The sequence below is a fragment of the Streptomyces diversicolor genome, assembly GCF_057537855.1.
Window position 1 is genome coordinate 145156 of the sequence record NZ_BAAJXA010000021.1, and the last position, 17978, is coordinate 163133.

At 70.6% G+C, this 17978-nt stretch carries 18 protein-coding genes; 7 read left to right on the forward strand and 11 right to left on the reverse strand.

Features of this window, described 5'->3' with window-relative positions:
- Positions 1-42: 42 nt before the first annotated feature.
- Entirely contained in the window at positions 43-894 is an 852-nt protein-coding gene (locus AC27LF_RS25115) for an AbfB domain-containing protein (protein ID WP_479658536.1), read from the forward strand.
- Between the two features lie 107 nt (positions 895-1001).
- On the opposite strand, the gene AC27LF_RS25120 is transcribed toward AC27LF_RS25115, so the two are convergent.
- The 8 genes from AC27LF_RS25120 to AC27LF_RS25155 are packed head-to-tail and all read right to left on the reverse strand — an operon-like array spanning position 1002 to position 7603.
- Entirely contained in the window at positions 1002-1337 is a 336-nt protein-coding gene (locus AC27LF_RS25120) for a metal-sulfur cluster assembly factor (RefSeq protein WP_479658535.1), read from the reverse strand.
- Entirely contained in the window at positions 1334-1801 is a 468-nt protein-coding gene (gene sufU, locus AC27LF_RS25125; RefSeq protein ID WP_404029211.1) for a Fe-S cluster assembly sulfur transfer protein SufU, read from the reverse strand. The genes AC27LF_RS25120 and sufU overlap by 4 nt, the downstream gene beginning before the upstream one ends.
- A gap of 16 nt (positions 1802-1817) precedes the next feature.
- Entirely contained in the window at positions 1818-3074 is a 1257-nt protein-coding gene (locus AC27LF_RS25130; protein WP_479658534.1) for a cysteine desulfurase, read from the reverse strand.
- A complete protein-coding gene (gene sufC / locus AC27LF_RS25135; protein WP_479658533.1) occupies positions 3071-3835 on the reverse strand; it encodes a Fe-S cluster assembly ATPase SufC in 765 nt (254 codons plus the stop codon). The genes AC27LF_RS25130 and sufC overlap by 4 nt, the downstream gene beginning before the upstream one ends.
- A 7-nt stretch (positions 3836-3842) precedes the next feature.
- Complete coding sequence (locus tag AC27LF_RS25140) at positions 3843-4163, reverse strand: non-heme iron oxygenase ferredoxin subunit (RefSeq protein ID WP_351743334.1); 321 nt, start codon at positions 4161-4163, stop codon at positions 3843-3845.
- Positions 4160-5383 (reverse strand): Fe-S cluster assembly protein SufD, encoded by a 1224-nt coding sequence (gene sufD / locus AC27LF_RS25145; RefSeq protein ID WP_479658532.1) that lies wholly within the window; start codon positions 5381-5383, stop codon positions 4160-4162. Before sufD ends, AC27LF_RS25140 begins: the two co-directional genes overlap by 4 nt.
- Positions 5384-5441: 58 nt before the next feature.
- Positions 5442-6863: a Fe-S cluster assembly protein SufB gene (gene sufB, locus AC27LF_RS25150; RefSeq protein ID WP_479658531.1), complete on the reverse strand. Its 1422-nt coding sequence runs from the start codon at positions 6861-6863 to the stop codon at positions 5442-5444.
- Complete coding sequence (locus AC27LF_RS25155) at positions 6860-7603, reverse strand: helix-turn-helix transcriptional regulator (RefSeq protein WP_479658530.1); 744 nt, start codon at positions 7601-7603, stop codon at positions 6860-6862. The genes sufB and AC27LF_RS25155 overlap by 4 nt, the downstream gene beginning before the upstream one ends.
- A gap of 171 nt (positions 7604-7774) precedes the next feature.
- On the opposite strand from AC27LF_RS25155, the gene AC27LF_RS25160 reads away from it, so the two are divergent.
- The 4 genes from AC27LF_RS25160 (at position 7775) to AC27LF_RS25175 (ending at position 11506) form a co-directional block, all read left to right on the forward strand.
- A complete protein-coding gene (locus AC27LF_RS25160; protein WP_479658529.1) occupies positions 7775-8584 on the forward strand; it encodes an AAC(3) family N-acetyltransferase in 810 nt (269 codons plus the stop codon).
- A gap of 31 nt (positions 8585-8615) precedes the next feature.
- On the forward strand, positions 8616-9593 hold the full coding sequence (locus AC27LF_RS25165) for an ABC transporter ATP-binding protein (RefSeq protein ID WP_479658528.1): 978 nt from the start codon (positions 8616-8618) through the stop codon (positions 9591-9593).
- 50 nt (positions 9594-9643) lie between these two features.
- The gene (locus tag AC27LF_RS25170) at positions 9644-10369 is read left to right on the forward strand and encodes an ABC transporter permease (RefSeq protein ID WP_479658652.1); all 726 of its coding nucleotides are present in this window, start codon (positions 9644-9646) and stop codon (positions 10367-10369) included.
- Positions 10370-10495: 126 nt separating this feature from the next.
- Positions 10496-11506 (forward strand): COX15/CtaA family protein, encoded by a 1011-nt coding sequence (locus AC27LF_RS25175; protein WP_479658527.1) that lies wholly within the window; start codon positions 10496-10498, stop codon positions 11504-11506.
- A 283-nt stretch (positions 11507-11789) separates the two neighbouring features.
- On the opposite strand, the gene AC27LF_RS25180 is transcribed toward AC27LF_RS25175, so the two are convergent.
- The 3 genes from AC27LF_RS25180 to AC27LF_RS25190 form a co-directional block, all read right to left on the reverse strand.
- Positions 11790-12899 carry an amidohydrolase family protein gene (locus AC27LF_RS25180; RefSeq protein ID WP_479658526.1) on the reverse strand — a complete coding sequence of 370 codons (1110 nt, stop codon included), beginning with the start codon at positions 12897-12899 and terminating at the stop codon, positions 11790-11792.
- A gap of 155 nt (positions 12900-13054) precedes the next feature.
- Positions 13055-13375: a hypothetical protein gene (locus AC27LF_RS25185; protein ID WP_479658525.1), complete on the reverse strand. Its 321-nt coding sequence runs from the start codon at positions 13373-13375 to the stop codon at positions 13055-13057.
- Between the two features lie 58 nt (positions 13376-13433).
- On the reverse strand, positions 13434-14402 hold the full coding sequence (locus tag AC27LF_RS25190; protein ID WP_479658524.1) for a heme o synthase: 969 nt from the start codon (positions 14400-14402) through the stop codon (positions 13434-13436).
- 332 nt (positions 14403-14734) lie between these two features.
- On the opposite strand from AC27LF_RS25190, the gene tkt reads away from it, so the two are divergent.
- Both tkt and tal read left to right on the forward strand, forming a co-directional pair.
- On the forward strand, positions 14735-16822 hold the full coding sequence (gene tkt, locus AC27LF_RS25195; protein WP_479658523.1) for a transketolase: 2088 nt from the start codon (positions 14735-14737) through the stop codon (positions 16820-16822).
- 34 nt (positions 16823-16856) lie between these two features.
- Complete coding sequence (gene tal, locus AC27LF_RS25200; RefSeq protein WP_479658522.1) at positions 16857-17975, forward strand: transaldolase; 1119 nt, start codon at positions 16857-16859, stop codon at positions 17973-17975.
- Positions 17976-17978 lie beyond the last annotated feature (3 nt).

Sequence of the window (17978 nt, forward strand, 5' to 3'; positions counted from 1 at the left end):
CGTCCCCGGCCGCCGCCCAGGGCGCCGCTGGAGGAACAGCGCATGCCAGAAACCACCCCCCGGCCACCGCGGCACCCGTCATGGGAGCGCGGCTGGTCCCCCGACACGTCCCGGGCGCCGGGAACCCGAAGACTCTGGCTGGCCGGCGGGCTGGCCGCGGCCACGGTCGTGGCCTGTCTGACGGCGATATCCGTCGACCGCCCGCCCGCCGACCAGTCGTCGGCCCCGGTGCCGTCCGGGGCGCCCACGGACGCCGGCCCCGGACTGCTCTCCTTCGCCTCGCCCTCGTCGGGCACGACGGCTCCGCCGCGCGACGGCAGCGGCCCGACACCGGCCACGCCCACCGCGTCCGCGCCGCGCACGCCGGCGCAGGGCGACGGTACGCGGACCACCGCGCCGCCCTCGGCTCCCCCGGCCCGGCCGTCCGGGCCCGGCGCCGCGCACGGCGGCCCGTCCGGCGCCTCGAAGGACTCCCCGCGCCTGCGGTCCGTCCGCTCGGTGAACTACCCCGACCGCTACTGGCACGTGAGCGGCGGCCTGGTCCAGCTGGATCCCGTCGGATCGCCCGCGGACCGCCGCGCCGCGACCTTCCGGCTGGTCGACGGGCTGGCCGACGGATCCTGCACCTCGTTCGCCACGGCCGACGGCGCCTATCTGCGCCACCGCGGCTTCGTGCTGCGCGCCGAACGCGACGACGGCTCGGCGCTGTTCCGCGAGGACGCCACCTTCTGCCGGCGTCCCGCCGCCCGCTCCGGCGCGGTCGTGCTGGAGTCGGTGAACTACCCGGGCCGCTTTCTGCGCCACCGTGACTTCCGGCTCAGGCTGGACCCGTACCAGGACTCCGACCTGTACCGCGCGGACTCGGCGTTCCGTCTGGAGGACGGGCTGAACTGAGCGGCCGGGGCCCGCACGGACGGGAACGGCGGCACCCCAAAGGGTGCCGCCGTTCGCTTCCGCGCAAGCCGTGCGGACGAGAGCCGGCCGTGCGCCGGGCGCGGATCTCAGACGTTGAATCCGAGCGCCCGCAGCTGCTCGCGGCCGTCGTCCGTGATCTTGTCGGGGCCCCACGGCGGCATCCAGACCCAGTTGATCCGCAGCTCGTTGACGAGGCCGTCCGTGGCGGACTTGGCCTGGTCCTCGATGACGTCCGTCAGCGGACAGGCCGCCGACGTCAGGGTCATGTCGACGGTGGCGACGTTGGCCGACTCGTCGATGTGGATGCCGTAGATCAGGCCGAGATTGACGACGTCGATGCCCAGCTCGGGGTCCACCACGTCCATCAGGGCCTCGCGGAGCTCATCCTCCGAGACCGGCTTCATCTCCGCGGTGTCGCTCATGCCGTCTTCCTTTCGGCGTCGGCTCCGCCCAGCACCTGGGCCGTCGCGTCCTTCCACGCCATCCAGCTCAGGAGGGCGCACTTCACCCGGGCCGGGTACTTGGAGACACCGGCGAACGCGACCGCGTCCTCCAGGACGTCCTCCATCGCGTCGTCGGGCTCGATCCGGCCCTTGGACTGCATCAGCTCCAGGAAGGTCTCCTGGATCTTCTGCGCCTCGGCCAGCTCCTTGCCGACGAGGAGATCGTTCAGTACGGAGGCCGATGCCTGGCTGATGGAGCAGCCCTGGCCCTCGTACGAGACGTCCTCGATCGTCGTTCCGTCGTACTTCACGCGAAGGGTGATCTCGTCACCGCACGTCGGGTTCACATGGTGCACCTCGGCGTCGCCATCCCGCAGACCACGCCCGTGCGGGTGCTTGTAGTGGTCCAGGATGACTTCCTGGTACATGGAATCCAGCTTCATGCGATCGCTCGTCCCGTCAGCCGAAGAAGTTCCGTACGTGCTCCAGTCCGTCGACCAGAGCGTCGATCTCGGTCGGCGTGGAGTACAGATAGAACGACGCTCGCGTGGTCGCGGGAATTCCGTAGCGCAGGCAGACGGGGCGCGCGCAGTGGTGTCCGACGCGTACCGCGATGCCCAGCTCGTCGAGGACCTGGCCCACGTCGTGCGGATGGATGTCACCGAGCGTGAAGGAGATCGCCGCGCCCCGCTCCTCGGCCGTGGCCGGGCCGATGATCCTCAGGTCCGGAACCTCGCCCAGCCGCTTGACCGCGTACTCGGTGAGCGCGTGCTCATGGGCGAGGACCTTGTCCATGCCGATCGTGTTCAGGTAGTCGATCGCCGCGCCCAGCCCGACCGCCTGCGCGATCGGCGGGGTGCCCGCCTCGAACTTGTGCGGGGCCGGAGCGTAGGTGGACGAGTGCATCGACACCGTCTCGATCATCTCGCCGCCGCCGAGGAACGGAGGCAGGTCCTCCAGCAGCTCCTGGCGGCCCCACAGCACGCCGATGCCCGTGGGACCGCACATCTTGTGGCCGGTGAAGGCCACGAAGTCGGCCTGCAGCGCCTGCACGTCCAGCGGCATGTGGGGGGCGGCCTGGGAGGCGTCGATGCAGACCAGGGCGCCGACCTCCTGGGCGCGGCGCACTATCGCCTCGACCGGGTTGACCGTGCCCAGGATGTTGGAGACCAGCACGAAGGAGACGATCTTCGTCTTCTCGGTGATGACCTCCTCGATGTCGGAGAGGTCGAGCCGGCCGTCGTCGGTGAGGCCGAACCACTTCAGCTTCGCGCCCGTGCGCTGCGACAGCAGCTGCCACGGGACGATGTTGGAGTGGTGCTCCATCTCCGTGATGACGATCTCGGTGTCGTGGTCCACCCGGTAGGGCTCGTCGGCCCAGCCGAGCATGTTCGCCACGAGGTTCAGCGACTCGGAGGCGTTCTTGGTGAAGATCACCTCGTCGCGGCTGGGGGCGTTGATGAACTCCGCGACCTTGTCGCGCGCGCCCTCGTACAGCGCCGTGGCCTCCTCGGCGAGCACATGCACACCGCGGTGGACGTTGGCGTTGTGGCGCTCGTAGTACTCGCTCAGGGCGTCCAGTACCTGGCGCGGTTTCTGCGAGGTCGCCGCGTTGTCCAGGTACACGAGCTTCTTGCCGTCGTGGACCAGTCGGTCCAGGACGGGGAAGTCCTTGCGGATCGCCTCGGTGTCGAGGAGGCCCGGCATCTGTGTCACGCGGATGCGCCACCCTTCACGTATGCCTCGTAGCCCTCGTTCTCCAGCTTGTCCGCGAGCTCGGGGCCGCCGGACTCGGCGATCCGGCCGTCGGCGAACACATGGACGTGGTCGGGCTTGATGTAGCGCAGAATGCGCGTGTAGTGCGTGATCAGCAGGGTGCCGACCGCGCCGGTCTCACGGACCCGGTTCACGCCCTCCGAGACGATCCGCAGGGCGTCGACGTCCAGCCCCGAGTCGGTCTCGTCCAGGATCGCGATCTTGGGCTTCAGCAGCTCCAGCTGAAGGATCTCGTGGCGCTTCTTCTCGCCGCCGGAGAAGCCCTCGTTGACGTTGCGCTCGGCGAAGGACGGGTCCATGTGGAGGCGTTCCATGGTCTCCTTGACCTCCTTCACCCAGGTGCGCAGCTTGGGCGCCTCGCCGCGGATCGCGGTGGCGGAGGAGCGCAGGAAGTTGGAGACCGAGACGCCGGGGACCTCGACCGGGTACTGCATCGCAAGGAACAGGCCAGCGCGGGCCCGCTCGTCGACGGTCATCTCCAGGACGTCCTCGCCGTCGAGCAGGACGGTGCCGTCGGTGATCGTGTACTTGGGGTGGCCCGCGAGCGAGTAGGCGAGGGTCGACTTGCCCGAGCCGTTGGGGCCCATGATGGCGTGCGTCTCGCCCTGCTTCACGGTGAGGTCGACGCCCTTGAGGATCTCCTTCGTGGCGTTGTCTGCCTCGACGGTGACGTGCAGGTCTCGGATTTCAAGCGTTGCCATGGGTGCCTCAGGACTCCTGGGTGAGGGAGACGAGCACGTCGTCCCCTTCGATCTTTACGGGGTATACGGGGACGGGGCGCGTCGCGGGGAGGGCGTCGGGCTTTCCGGAGCGGAGGTCGAAACGCGAGCCGTGCAGCCAGCACTCGATGTGGCAGTCGTCGACCTCGCCCTCGGAGAGCGAGACGTTGGCGTGCGAGCAGATGTCGTTGATCGCGAACACCTCGCCCTCGGTCCTGACGACCGAGACGGGCGTGCTGTCGATCTCCACCCGCTTCGGGGTGTCCTCCTCCAGCTCGCTCAGCCCGCAGACGCGTACGAAGGCGCTCATGCGACCGACGCCTCCAGCTCCTCTTCGATCTTCGCGAGCAGCCGCTCCTCGATGTCCGCGACGCCGATCTGCTGGACCAGCTCGGCGAAGAAGCCGCGGACCACGAGGCGGCGGGCGTCGCGCTCCGGGATGCCGCGGGCCATCAGGTAGAACAGCTGCTCGTCGTCGAAGCGGCCGGTGGCGGAGGCGTGGCCGGCGCCGACGATCTCGCCGGTCTCGATCTCCAGGTTCGGCACCGAGTCGACGCGGGCGCCGTCGGTCAGCACCAGGTTCCGGTTCATCTCGTAGGTGTCGGTGCCCTCGGCCTTGGCCTCGATCAGCACGTCCCCGATCCACACGGCGTGCGCGTCGTCGCCCTGGAGCGCGCCCTTGTAGGCGACGTTCGACTTGCAGTGCGGGGTGTTGTGGGTGACCAGGAGGCGGTGCTCCTGGTGCTGGCCGGCGTCCGTGAAGTACAGGCCGTACAGCTCGGCCTCGCCGCCGGGGCCCGTGTAGCTGACGCGCGGGTGCAGGCGCACGACGTCGCCGCCGAAGGTGACGACGACCGACTTGAAGGAGGCGTCCCGGCCGACGAGGGCGTTGTGCTGCGCCACGTGCACGGCCTTGTCGTCCCAGTCCTGGACGGAGACGACGGTCAGCTTGGCGCCGTCGCCGACGATGTAGTCGACGTTGCCGGCGAGCACCGCGTCACCGGTGTGGTCGATGACGACGACGGCCTCCGCGAAGGCGCCCAGCTCGATGACCTGCTGGCCGAAGGCGGTGCCGCCCTCGCCGCGCACGGCGATGCGGATCGGCTCGGTCAGGACGGTCTCCTTCGGGACGGTCACCACCGATGCCTTCTCGAAGGCGGAGAACGCCTGGGCGGCGACGCGGTCCACCGGGGTGCCCGCGCGGCCGACCCGCGCGTCGTCGCGGCCGACGGTCTCGACGATGACGCCCTCGGGGGCCTCGACGTCCACCCGCACGCCGTCGCCGGTGGCGACCGCGCTGCCGTCGTGCAGACCGCGCAGCCGCTCCAGCGGGGTGAAGCGCCACTCCTCCTCGCGGCCGTGCGGCACGGGGAAGTCCGCCACGTCGAAGGAGGGCGGCGCGCTCATACGGGTGGCGACGGTCGACTCGGCGGCCACCGCGATCCGGCCGGAGGTGGTGGAGCCCACCGGTGGGGGTCCCCCCTGTCCGAGCAAAGTCGAGGACTTGGGGGATGTCTGGGCCTCAGCCATGGCTGTCGTATTGCTCGCTTTCTTGCGTAGGGCTTGACGGGGACTGCGGGCCGGCGGCTCAGCCGACCGCGCCCTCCATCTGCAGCTCGATCAGCCGGTTGAGTTCCAGCGCGTACTCCATGGGCAGTTCCTTGGCGATCGGCTCGACGAAGCCACGCACGATCATCGCCATCGCCTCGAACTCGGACAGGCCGCGGCTCATCAGGTAGAACAGCTGGTCCTCGGAGACCTTGGAGACGGTCGCCTCGTGGCCCATGGACACGTCGTCCTCACGGACGTCGACGTACGGGTACGTGTCGGACCGGGAGATGGTGTCCACCAGCAGGGCGTCGCAGAGCACATTGGACTTGGCGCCCGGTGCGCCCTCGCCGATCTCGATGAGACCGCGGTAGGAGGTGCGGCCGCCGCCGCGCGCCACCGACTTGGAGACGATGTTGGACGACGTGTTCGGCGCCATGTGGACCATCTTGGCGCCCGCGTCCTGGTGCTGGCCCTCGCCCGCGAAGGCGATGGACAGGGTCTCGCCCTTGGCGTGCTCGCCCATCAGGTAGACGGCCGGGTACTTCATCGTCACCTTGGAGCCGATGTTGCCGTCGATCCACTCCATGGTCGCGCCCTCGTAGGCCACGGCGCGCTTGGTGACCAGGTTGTAGACGTTGTTCGACCAGTTCTGGATGGTGGTGTAACGGCAGCGGGCGTTCTTCTTGACGATGATCTCGACGACCGCGGAGTGCAGCGAGTCCGACTTGTAGATCGGTGCCGTGCAGCCCTCGACGTAGTGCACGTAGGCGCCCTCGTCGACGATGATCAGGGTCCGCTCGAACTGGCCCATGTTCTCGGTGTTGATACGGAAGTACGCCTGGAGCGGGATCTCCACGTGCACGCCCGGCGGGACGTAGATGAAGGAGCCACCGGACCACACGGCGGTGTTCAGCGAGGCGAACTTGTTGTCACCGGCGGGGATGACGGTCCCGAAGTACTCCTTGAAGAGCTCCGGGTGCTCCTTCAGGGCGGTGTCGGTGTCGAGGAAGATGACGCCCTGCTCCTCCAGGTCCTCGCGGATCTGGTGGTAGACGACCTCCGACTCGTACTGCGCGGCGACACCGGCCACCAGGCGCTGCTTCTCCGCCTCGGGGATGCCGAGCTTGTCGTACGTGTTCCTGATGTCCTCGGGCAGGTCTTCCCAGGACTCCGCCTGCTTCTCCGTGGAGCGCACGAAGTACTTGATGTTGTCGAAGTCGATGCCCGACAGGTCCGAGCCCCAGTTCGGCAGGGGCTTCTTCTCGAAGAGCCGCAGGCCCTTGAGGCGCAGCTTGGTCATCCACTCCGGCTCGGACTTCTTCGCCGAGATGTCCCGGACGACGTCCTCGTTCAGGCCGCGCTTCGCCGCGGCACCGGCCTCGTCGGAGTCGGCCCAGCCGTATTCGTACGTGCCCAGGCCCTCAAGTTCGGGGTGGGCAGTCTCCGTGGGGAGAGTCATGCGGGGTTCCTCCCGGCCGTGCTAGCAGATGCGTCAGTGGAAATCTTGGGGATGAACGTCGTGCAGACGCCGTCGCCGTGGGCGATGGTCGCCAGCCGCTGGACGTGCGTTCCGAGCAGTTCGGCGAAGATCTCCGTCTCCGCCTCGCACAGCTGCGGGAACTGCTCGGCGACGTGGGCGACCGGGCAGTGGTGCTGGCACAGTTGCTCGCCGACCGGTGCGCTGCGCGCCGTAGCAGCGTACCCGTCGACGCTCAGGGCCTTGGCCAGGGCTTCGGCGCGTTTGTCGGGGGTGGCGGCCTCGATCGCCTTGCGGTAGGCGCCTGCCTGCGCGGCGATCCGGGCGCGGGCGAAGGCGGCGACCGCCTCCGGGCCGCCCTCCCGGTCCGCGATCCAGCGCAGCGCGTCCGCGGCGAGCTTGTCGTACGACTGGTCGAAGGCGTCGCGGCCGCAGTCGGTGAGCGCGAAGACCCTGGCCGGGCGGCCACGGGTCCGCGCCCCGTACACCCGCTGCTCGCGCGCCTCGACGACGTCGTCGGCGGCCAGGGCGTCCAGGTGCCGGCGCACGGCGGCCTGGGTCAGTCCCAGCCGTCCCGCCAGCTCGGCGACGGTCGACGGGCCGTGGTCCAGGATGGACCGCGCGACCCGGTTGCGCGTGGAACGATCCGAGCGCACCCCGGCCGCGAGCTCTTCCTGGGGGGTACCCCTGGGGGTCTCCCGAACCTCGCCGACGTTTTTCACAACGCCATTGTTGCGTAATTCCTCAGAGCCTGACAAGCCGCGTCCCGCCGAGCGGACGGTGCCCTGGGTCACTTAGGCATACCTAATCCGACCTGCGGAAACGATCTTTGATCGATCGTCGCCGGCCAATTCGATGGCGGCGCGGCACCGCGTCCGGCAGACTCCCGGGCCATGCCCGACACCGTGAAAGGCCCGCTCGTCACCCGCGACACCGTCTCCGCCGGGCTGCGCGCGCTCGGCGTCGAACCCGGCGAGATCCTGCTGACGCACTCCTCGCTCAGCTCGCTCGGCTGGGTGTGCGGCGGCGCCGTCGCGGTGGTCCAGGGGCTGCTCGACGCCCTCGGCCCGCACGGCACCCTCGTGGTGCCCGCCCAGTCCGGCGACCTGTCCGATCCGGCCGTGTGGCGCAGCCCGCCGGTACCCGAGCAGTGGTGGGAGACCATCCGGGCCACGATGCCCCGCTACGACCCGCGCACCACTCCCACCCGCGGGGTCGGCGTGATCCCGGAGACCGTACGCACCTGGCCGGGCGCCCTGCGCAGCGCGCACCCGCAGACCTCCTTCGCCGCGCTCGGCCCGCACGCCGCCGAGATCGTCGCCGGACACGCGCCCGACTGCCGGCTGGGCGAGCGCAGTCCGCTGGCCCGACTGGAAAAGCTGGGCGCCCGGGTACTGCTGCTCGGCGCGGGCTACGCCACTTGCACCGCGTTCCACCTGGCCGAGTACCGCATACCGGCCCCGCTGGTCGAGGTGGGCCGCCCCGGCCCCGACGGCTGGGAGCGGGTCACCGAGGTGTCGATCAGCTCGGACCGCTTCGACGAGTTGGGCCACGACTTCGAACGGGACCGGCCCGTCCTGCGGGGCACGGTGGGCGCCGCCGACGCGCGGCTGTTCCCGCTGGCGGACGCCGTGGCGTACGCCGAACGGTGGCTGTCGGTGCACCGGCCCCGCGAGGACGAGTTCCCGCACCCGCCGGTCTGAGAGCCGGGCGGCGTCCCTAGACTCTGGAGCCATGCGAAGTGAGCCCGCCCGCCCGTCTCCCGACCACCACCCCTCAGGGAGACGCTTCGTGTCGCACCCGGTCATCGAGGTCGAGTCCCTGGTGAAGCGGTACGGCACGAAGACCGCGGTGAACGGCCTCGACCTGGTGGCCGGTGCGGGCGTGACCGCCGTGCTCGGCCCCAACGGGGCGGGCAAGACGACCACGATCGAGACCTGCGAGGGATACCGGAGGCCGGACGCGGGCACCGTGCGCGTCCTCGGCCTCGACCCGGTGCGGGACTCCGCCGCGCTGCGCCCCCGCATCGGTGTGATGCTCCAGTCCGGCGGGGTGTACTCGGGCGCACGGGCCGACGAGATGCTGCGCCATGTGGCGGCGCTGCACGCCCGCCCGCTGGACGTGGACACGCTCATCGAACGGCTCGGGCTCGGCGGCTGCGGGCGCACCACCTACCGGCGGCTGTCGGGCGGACAGCAACAGCGGCTCGCGCTCGCCATGGCCGTCGTGGGACGCCCGGAACTGGTCTTCCTGGACGAGCCGACGGCCGGGCTCGACCCGCAGGCCCGGCACGCCACCTGGGACCTGGTCGCCGACCTGCGCGCCGACGGTGTCTCCGTGATCCTCACGACGCACCACATGGAGGAGGCCGAGCGGCTCGCCGACGACGTCGCCATCATCGACGACGGGCGGGTCATCGCCCAGGGCTCCCCCGACGAGCTGTGCCGCGGCGGCGCCGAGAACACGCTGCGCTTCACCGGCCGGCCGGGCCTCGACGTGAGTTCCCTGCTGAAGGCACTCCCGGCGGACTGCGCCGCGGCCGAGCTGACGCCGGGCTCCTACCGGGTCGTCGGCAAGGTCGATCCGCAGCTGCTGGCGACGGTGACCTCGTGGTGCGCCCAGCACGGTGTGATGCCGGACCGGATCTCCGTCGAACGGCACACCCTCGAAGACGTCTTCCTGGAACTGACGGGCAAGGAGCTGCGCTCGTGACCACCGTGGGCACCTACACCCCCGCGCCCGGCGCGGCGCCCCTGCCCCGCATGATCGCGGCCCAGGCCGCGTTCGAGACCCGGCTGCTGCTGCGCAACGGCGAGCAGCTGCTGCTGACGGTCGTGATCCCGACGCTGCTGCTCGTGCTGTTCGGCTCGGTGGACATCGTGGACACCGGCGCGGGCAGGGCGGTGGACTTCCTCACGCCCGGCATCCTGGCGCTCGCCGTGATGTCGACGTCGTTCACCGGCCAGGCCATCGCCACCGGCTTCGAACGGCGCTACGGCGTGCTGAAGCGGCTGGCGTCCTCGCCGCTGCCGCGCTGGGGACTGATGACCGCGAAGACCGCGTCCGTGCTGGTCACGGAGGTCCTTCAGGTGGTGTTGCTGACGGCGATCGCCTTCGCGCTCGGCTGGTCGCCGCACGGCGGGGCTCGCGCCGTGGCCGCCGTGCTGCTCCTGCTCGTCCTGGGCACGGCCGCCTTCTCGGGCCTCGGGCTGCTGATGGCGGGCACGCTGAAGGCGGAGGCGACGCTGGCCGCCGCCAATCTGGTCTTCCTGCTGCTGCTCGTCGGCGGCGGTGTGATCGTCCCGCTGGAGAAGTTCCCCTCCGGCGCCCAGGACGTGCTCGCGCTGCTGCCCGTCACGGCGCTGTCGGACGGGCTGCGGGACGTGCTCCAGCACGGGGCCGGGATGCCGTGGGGCGACCTGGGCATCCTGGCCGGCTGGGCGGTCGTGGGGCTGGCCGCGGCCGGGCGGTTCTTCCGCTGGGAGTGACCGGCTCGGCGCGGTCCGCGTACGCCGTGAGGGCGACGACGGCCGCGAGGTCGGCGCGGCTCCGCGGCGGCGCGGGGCAGCCGGAGCCGGGACCCTCGTGAACGCGTGCACAAGCGGCGCCCTACCATGGTGCGCGTGCCAAAGCTGACCCGCGCCGACGCCGCAGCGGCCGTGCGCAACCCGCTCGCCTTCATCGCCGAACGCTGGACCCCGAGCCCCCGGACGGTCCAGCGGGCGGCGCTCATCGCCCTCGTCATGTCGGTGGTCATCGTGGTCACCGGCGGTGCCGTCCGGCTGACCGGCTCGGGCCTCGGCTGCCCGACCTGGCCCACCTGCACCGACGACTCGCTGACCACCACCCGGGCCATGGGCCTGCACGGCGTCATCGAGTTCGGCAACCGCATGCTCACCTATGTGCTGTGCGCGGCCGTGGGCTGGGCGATCATCGCCGCCCGAGCGCAGAAGCCGTGGCGGCGCGGCCTCACCCGGCTGGGCTGGGCGCAGTTCTGGGTGGTCATGGGCAACGCGGTGCTCGGCGGCATCGTCGTCCTGGTCGGGCTGAACCCGTACACGGTCGCGGCCCACTTCCTGCTGTCCACCGCGCTCATCGCCGTGGCCACCGTGATGTGGCAGCGCAGCCGCGAGGGCGACGGGCCGCCCCGCCCGCTGGTCGGCAAGGCCGTGCAGCAGCTGGTGCGGGTCCTGGTGACCGCGTCCGTCCTGCTGATCGCCGTCGGCACGGTGGTGACCGGGGCCGGGCCGCACGCGGGCGACTCCAGCGAGGTCGACCGCATCCCGATCAACTGGGAGAACATCGCCGAACTGCACGCCGTGCTCGCCTGGATCGTGGTGACGCTGTCCTTCGCCCTGTGGTTCGTCCTCAAGGCGGTCGACGCGCCCAAGGGTCCGCTGGACCGCACACGCGAGCTGTTCATCGTGCTGCTGTGCCAGGGCGCGATCGGCTACGTCCAGTACCTCACGCATCTGCCCGAGGTCCTGGTGGGCGCGCACATGCTGGGCTCCTGTGTGATGTGGATCTGGGTGCTGCGCGTGCAGCTGTCGCTGCGGGAGCGCCCCGAGGCGACGACCCCGCTGCCGGGTCCCTCCCGGGAGACCCCGGTCGCCACGCGCGCGTGACCCGGCCGGGCGCGCGCGAGGGCGCCTATGGCGGGCCCACATGTGGGCGGACACCACAGGCGCCTTGGTAGGTGGGCGCCACGAGCGCATGCGTGGGCGGGTGTTGTAAGCCCACATGTGGGCGAGGCCGATGTGCGCGCACCGGGGCGGCGGTTGTCGCAGGGCCTATGCGCCCCAGCCACCACACAGCGCAGGCCCACATGTGGGCGAGCGCCATAGGCACACACGTGTGTGGCATCCCCACGTATGGGCGGGGGCCGCAGGTGTGCGGGTGGGGGGTGTCTCAGTCACCCAGGCCGTAGACGCGGCCCGCGTTCTCCGCCGCGATCAGGCCGGCCACCCGTTGTGCGTCCCCGAGCGACCAGGCACCCTCGGCGACCCATGTGCCCAGCACCCGCCCCAGCGCCTCGCGGAACAGGCTGGCGCCCACGACGTGCAGTTCGGGCAGCCCGTGTGCCCCGCTGGAGAAAAGGATCTTGCCGAACGGGGCCAGTTCCAGGATCTCCGCGAGGACACTGGCCGCGCGGGCGCCGGTGCGCACCAGCGCGGCACCGGAGTCGGCGTACACATGCGGGAACACCCCGGCCAGATGGGCGGCCTGCCGGTGGTACGGGTAGCCGTGCAGCAGCACGAGGTCCGTGCCGAGGCCCGCGGTGGCCCGCACGAAGTCGGTCAGCAGCACCGGGTCCGTACGGTCGATGCGCGAGCGCGGCTCGCCGAGCCCGGCGTGCAGTTGGAGCGGCAGGCCGGAGGCGACCGCGATCCACAGCACATGGCGCAGCAGCACCGGATCGTCGAGTTCTCCGCCGACCCGTCGCTCGGCCAGCCAGCGTCCCGCCGCCCCGCGCACCTCGCCGGGCCCGGGCGGCTCCGGTGCGAGCGCGAGCCCGTGCCGCACCCCCGCGACGGAGGTGAAGGCGACGGCGTTCGCGGCGGCCCCATGCACCGACTCGGCGAGGTTGGCGAGAAAGGACTCGACGGTGCCCGAGGTGTCGGCGACCTGCTCGGCGAGGAGTTCCAGGCGCACGATCTCGCGGGCTTCGGCGGCACCGGCGTACGCCATCTCGTCGGGGCCCGTGAGGTCGCCGGCCAGTCCCGTGTCGACGAGGTAGGTGGTGATGCCGCTGCCCCGCAGCAGCCTGCGCCCCGCCTCCAGCACGCCGAGTTCACGGCGCCGGGCGAGATAGCTCGCCGGCGGGCAGTGCGGTTCGAGGCCGAGCAGCGGGGGGCACCAGCGGCGCACGGCGAAGCCGGTCTGTGTGTCGAAGAGCGTGGTGCCCGGGGCGGGCGGCCCCTCGGTGCGGGCGAGCTGGGCCTCGAAGGTGCCGAGGCCCAGCTCGGTGCGGAGCACTCCATGGCAGTACTGGTCCACCAGGGACGGCGTCTCGATCATCCGGGCTCCCCGTTGTGGACGGTGTGCGTGCCTACCGTCTTAACGGGTGAACCCGGACTGAGGTCGCGGCCGGGGCGGGGAGCGTGGCTCGTCCGGCGGCCACGGGCCGCACGCGGCTGCCCGCGCGGTCTGCCGCCGGTCTCAAGGGGCCCAGGTCAGCCCCCGATCTGGAGGCCCGCCATCCGCTTCCACTCGTAGGCGCCCGTCCTCACCTTCGCAGCGAACTCGCCGTCGAAGGACTCGTGGGCCGTGATGCCGGACTTCGCCACCGCACGCTCGGCGATCTCGTACGTCGGGGCCACCAGGTCGCCCCAGCCGCCGTCCTCGCCCACGAGCACGATCCGGGCACCGCGTTCGCCGAGGTAGGCGACCTGGCCCTCGGCGCCGCCGTGGGCCTTGGCGAAGGCGCCGATCCGCTGGGCGAGGCGGGCCGCCGTGCGCTCGGCCTTCTGGTCAACCTGCTGCGTGTCTGCCATGACCAGGATGCTACTCACGAGTAGACCGGCTGGCGAGACCGGCACCCTGTGACGTGGGTCAGCGCAGGAAGGGGTCCACCGCGACCGCCACGAACAGCAGCGACACATAGGTGATCGACCAGTGGAACAGGCGCATCTCCTTGAGCTTCGCGCCCGTCACCTCGGCCTTCGCCCGGTGCTGGAGCGCGTGCGCCTCCCACAGCCACCAGCCGCCCGCCACCAGGGCGACCAGCGTGTAGAACCAGCCCGTGTAACCGAGGGGGGTGAGGAGCAGCGAGACGGCGACCATCACCCAGCTGTAGAGGACGATCTGCTTGGCGACCACCTTGTTGGAGGCGACCACGGGCAGCATCGGCACGCCCACGCGCGCGTAGTCGTCCCTGACCTTCATGGACAGCGGCCAGTAGTGGGGCGGCGTCCAGAAGAACATGACGAGGAAGAGGACGACCGGCGCCCAGGACATCGAGTCGGTGACGGACGACCAGCCGATGAGCACCGGCATGCAGCCGGCGATGCCGCCCCAGACGATGTTCTGCGACGTGCGCCGCTTGAGGATCATCGTGTAGACGACGACGTAGAAGAGGAGCGCTCCGAGTGACAGCCAGGCGGACAGCCAGTTGACGGTCAGCCCGAACAGCAGCGTGGAGACGACCGCCAGCGTGATGCCGAACGCGAGGCATTCCCGGGGGCTCACCATGCCGGTGACCACCGGGCGCTGTGAGGTGCGGTCCATGAGCGCGTCGATGTCGCGGTCGATGTACATGTTCAGCGCGTTGGCGCCGCCCGCGGAGAGATAGCCGCCGAGGCAGGTGAGCAGGACCAGGCCGAGGTCCGGCACTCCTTGCTGCGCCAGGAACATCACCGGAACGGTGGTGATCAGCAGCAGCTCGATGATCCGCGGCTTGGTCAGCGCCACAAAGGCCCTGACACGGGCCCCCAACGGCCGGTGGACCGGGCTCTGGCTCGCACCGATTACCCCCGCTGGACGGGATTCGACGGCCGTCACGCACACCCCTGACAGAGACATCCCAGCAAGCCTCCCCCCGTGAAGTCCCGGTAAAGGCTCGCGCGTACCACGCCACTGTAGACGTTGCCCATACCTCGGCCTTCGCGGGGGTGGGGTCGTGTTCACGGGGCTGGGAAGACGTGCGTACACGGGCTCGATTGAGCAGTCAGATGAGCGGGTCCGTATTCAGTTGCCGAATGTCGTACAACCCGGTCGGGAGGCGGATCCCCGCGAGTCCCGGCAGTCTGGAATGTGGGGAGAAAGCGCACGTACTCACGGGGGTAGGCTCGACAACGGCCGGTGGGCGCCCAGTGCACCGGCATTCGACATGTGGAGAGGAGCCCTGACTCAGGGTGAGCACCAAGCCGACCACTACAGACCTCGACTGGACCGAGTTGGACCAGCGGGCGGTGGACACCGCGCGCGTCCTGGCCGCCGATGCCGTACAGAAGGTCGGCAACGGCCATCCCGGTACCGCGATGAGCCTGGCACCGGCCGCCTACACCCTCTTCCAGAAGGTGATGCGGCACGACCCCGCCGACCCCGACTGGATCGCCCGCGACCGCTTCGTCCTGTCCGCCGGCCACTCCTCCCTGACCCTCTACACCCAGCTCTACCTCGCCGGCTTCGGCCTCGAACTCACCGACCTCGAAGCCTTCCGCACCTACAACTCCGCCACCCCCGGCCACCCCGAATACGGCCACACCAAGGGCGTGGAGACCACCACCGGCCCCCTCGGCCAGGGCGTCGCCAACGCCGTCGGCATGGCCATGGCCGCCCGCTACGAACGCGGCCTGTACGACCCCGACACCCCCCACGGCGCCTCGCCCTTCGACCACTACATCTACTGCATCGCCGGCGACGGCTGCCTCCAGGAAGGCATCTCCGCCGAAGCGTCCTCCCTCGCCGGCCACCAGCGCCTCGGCAACCTCATCCTCCTGTGGGACGACAACCACATCTCCATCGAAGGCGACACCGCGACCGCCGTCTCCGAAGACACCGTCAAGCGCTACGAGGCCTACGGCTGGCACGTCCAGCGCATCGCCCCCAAGCCCGACGGCGACCTCGACCCCCACGCCCTCTACAACGCCATCGAGGCCGCCAAACAGGTCACCGACAAGCCCTCGTTCATCGCGATGCGCTCCATCATCGCCTGGCCCGCCCCCCACGCCCAGAACACCGAAGCCGCCCACGGCTCCGCCCTCGGCGAAGACGAGGTCGCCGCCACCAAGCGGGTCCTCGGCTTCGACCCCGAGCAGCACTTCGCGGTCGCCGACGACGTCCTCGCCCACACCCGCCAGGCCCTCGAACGCGGCCACACCGCCCGGGCCGCCTGGGAGAAGACCTTCCAGGAATGGCGCGCCAACCAGCCCGAACGCGCCGCCGAGTACGACCGGATCACCTCCGGCGCCCTCCCGGCCGGCTGGCAGGACGCCCTGCCCGTCTTCGAGCCCGGCAAGGCCATCGCCACCCGCGCCGCCTCCGGCAAGACCCTCCAGGCCCTCGGCCCCGTCATCCCCGAACTGTGGGGCGGCTCCGCCGACCTGGCCGGCTCCAACAACACCACCATCGACGCGTCCTCCTCGTTCCTGCCGAAGGACAACCCGCTGCCGGGAGCCGATCCCTACGGCCGCACCGTCCACTTCGGCATCCGCGAGTTCTCCATGGCCGCGGAGATGAACGGCATCACCCTGCACGGCCACACCCGCGTCTACGGCGGCACCTTCCTGGTGTTCTCCGACTACATGCGCAACGCCGTGCGCCTGTCCGCCCTGATGCACCTGCCCGTCACCTACGTATGGACCCACGACTCCATCGGCCTGGGCGAGGACGGCCCCACCCACCAGCCCGTCGAACACCTCGCCTCGCTGCGCGCGATCCCGGGTCTGAACGTGGTGCGTCCCGCGGACGCCAACGAGACCGTGACCGCCTGGCGTGAGATCCTCTCCCGTCACACCAAGGAATACGGCAAGGGCGCCCCGCACGGCCTCGCCCTGACCCGCCAGGGCGTCCCCGTCTACGAACCCGACGAGGACGCCGCACGCGGCGGTTACGTCCTCTTCGACGCCGAGGGCGGCGACCCGCAGGTCATCCTGATCGCCACCGGCTCCGAGGTCCACCTCGCCGTCGAGGCCCGCACCCAGCTCCAGGCCGACGGCGTCCCCACGCGCGTGGTCTCCATGCCCTGCGTGGAATGGTTCGAGGAACAGGACCGGGCCTACCGCGACCGGGTACTGCCCCCCACCGTCCGGGCACGCGTGGCCGTGGAGGCCGGCATCGGCCTGACCTGGTACCGCTACGTCGGCGACGCCGGACGCATCGTCTCTCTCGAACACTTCGGAGCCTCCGCCGACGGCAAGGTCCTCTTCCGCGCCTACGGCTTCACCCCCGACAACATCGCCGCCAAGGCCCGGGAATCCCTCGCTGACGCACAGCGCTGACGCTGATACACGACACGTAGGAGATGCATTTTCCATGACAGACGCACTGAAGCGCCTCTCCGAGGAAGGCGTCGCGATCTGGCTGGACGACCTGTCGCGCAAGCGGATCACGTCCGGCAACCTCGCCGAGCTGATCGACCAGCAGCACGTCGTGGGCGTCACCACCAACCCGACGATCTTCCAGAAGGCCATCAGCAGCGGCGACGGTTACGAGCAGCAGCTCAAGGACCTCGCCGCCCGCAAGGTCACCGTCGAGGAAGCGGTCCGCATGATCACCACGGCGGACGTCCGGGACGCCGCCGACATCCTGCGCCCCGTGTTCGACGCGACCGACGGCCAGGACGGCCGGGTCTCCATCGAGGTCGATCCGCGGCTGGCCCACAACACCAGGGCGACCGTCGCCGAGGCCAAGCAGCTGGCCTGGCTCGTCGACCGCCCCAACACCCTCATCAAGATCCCCGCCACCAAGGCGGGTCTGCCCGCGATCACCGAGGTCATCGGCCTCGGCATCAGCGTCAACGTCACGCTGATCTTCTCCCTTGAGCGCTACCGCGAGGTCATGAACGCCTACCTCGCCGGCCTGGAGAAGGCCAAGGAGCGCGGCCTGGACCTGTCGCTGATCCGTTCCGTCGCCTCGTTCTTCGTCTCCCGCGTGGACACCGAGATCGACAAGCGGATCGACGCCCTGGGCACGCCGGAGGCCAAGGCCGCGCGCGGCAAGGCCGCCGTCGCCAACGCGCGCCTCGCCTACCAGGCGTACGAGGAGGTCTTCTCCTCCGAGCGGTGGAGCGCGCTGGAGAACGCGGGCGCGCACCGGCAGCGTCCGCTGTGGGCGTCGACCGGGGTGAAGGACCCGGCGTACAAGCCCACCCTGTACGTCGACGACCTGGTGGCGCCGAACACGGTGAACACCATGCCGGAGGCCACCCTGCGGGCCACCGAGGAGCACGGCGAGATCACCGGCAACACCATCGCCGGCACGTACGAGCAGGCCCGCGCGGACCTCGACGCCGTCGAGAGGCTCGGGATCCCGTACGACGACGTGGTCCAGGTCCTGGAGGACGAGGGCGTCGAGAAGTTCGAGGCGTCCTGGAACGACCTGCTGAAGTCGACCGAGGCGGTGCTTGACCGTCTCGCCCCCTCGGAGGGCTGACAT

Excerpts from the sequence above, each read along its gene's own strand:
- AC27LF_RS25140 (WP_351743334.1), bottom strand. The coding sequence starts at position 4,163 with ATGAGCGCCTTCGTACGCGTCTGCGGGCTGAGCGAGCTGGAGGAGGAC.
- sufB (WP_479658531.1), bottom strand. The coding sequence starts at position 6,863 with ATGACTCTCCCCACGGAGACTGCCCACCCCGAACTTGAGGGCCTGGGC.
- AC27LF_RS25120 (WP_479658535.1), bottom strand. The coding sequence starts at position 1,337 with ATGAGCGACACCGCGGAGATGAAGCCGGTCTCGGAGGATGAGCTCCGC.
- AC27LF_RS25180 (WP_479658526.1), bottom strand. The coding sequence starts at position 12,899 with ATGATCGAGACGCCGTCCCTGGTGGACCAGTACTGCCATGGAGTGCTC.
- AC27LF_RS25165 (WP_479658528.1), top strand. The coding sequence starts at position 8,616 with ATGCGAAGTGAGCCCGCCCGCCCGTCTCCCGACCACCACCCCTCAGGG.
- sufC (WP_479658533.1), bottom strand. The coding sequence starts at position 3,835 with ATGGCAACGCTTGAAATCCGAGACCTGCACGTCACCGTCGAGGCAGAC.
- sufU (WP_404029211.1), bottom strand. The coding sequence starts at position 1,801 with ATGAAGCTGGATTCCATGTACCAGGAAGTCATCCTGGACCACTACAAG.
- AC27LF_RS25115 (WP_479658536.1), top strand. The coding sequence starts at position 43 with ATGCCAGAAACCACCCCCCGGCCACCGCGGCACCCGTCATGGGAGCGC.
- AC27LF_RS25185 (WP_479658525.1), bottom strand. The coding sequence starts at position 13,375 with ATGGCAGACACGCAGCAGGTTGACCAGAAGGCCGAGCGCACGGCGGCC.
- AC27LF_RS25190 (WP_479658524.1), bottom strand. The coding sequence starts at position 14,402 with ATGTCTCTGTCAGGGGTGTGCGTGACGGCCGTCGAATCCCGTCCAGCG.
- AC27LF_RS25170 (WP_479658652.1), top strand. The coding sequence starts at position 9,644 with ATGATCGCGGCCCAGGCCGCGTTCGAGACCCGGCTGCTGCTGCGCAAC.
- AC27LF_RS25175 (WP_479658527.1), top strand. The coding sequence starts at position 10,496 with ATGGTGCGCGTGCCAAAGCTGACCCGCGCCGACGCCGCAGCGGCCGTG.
- tal (WP_479658522.1), top strand. The coding sequence starts at position 16,857 with ATGACAGACGCACTGAAGCGCCTCTCCGAGGAAGGCGTCGCGATCTGG.
- sufD (WP_479658532.1), bottom strand. The coding sequence starts at position 5,383 with ATGGCTGAGGCCCAGACATCCCCCAAGTCCTCGACTTTGCTCGGACAG.
- AC27LF_RS25160 (WP_479658529.1), top strand. The coding sequence starts at position 7,775 with ATGCCCGACACCGTGAAAGGCCCGCTCGTCACCCGCGACACCGTCTCC.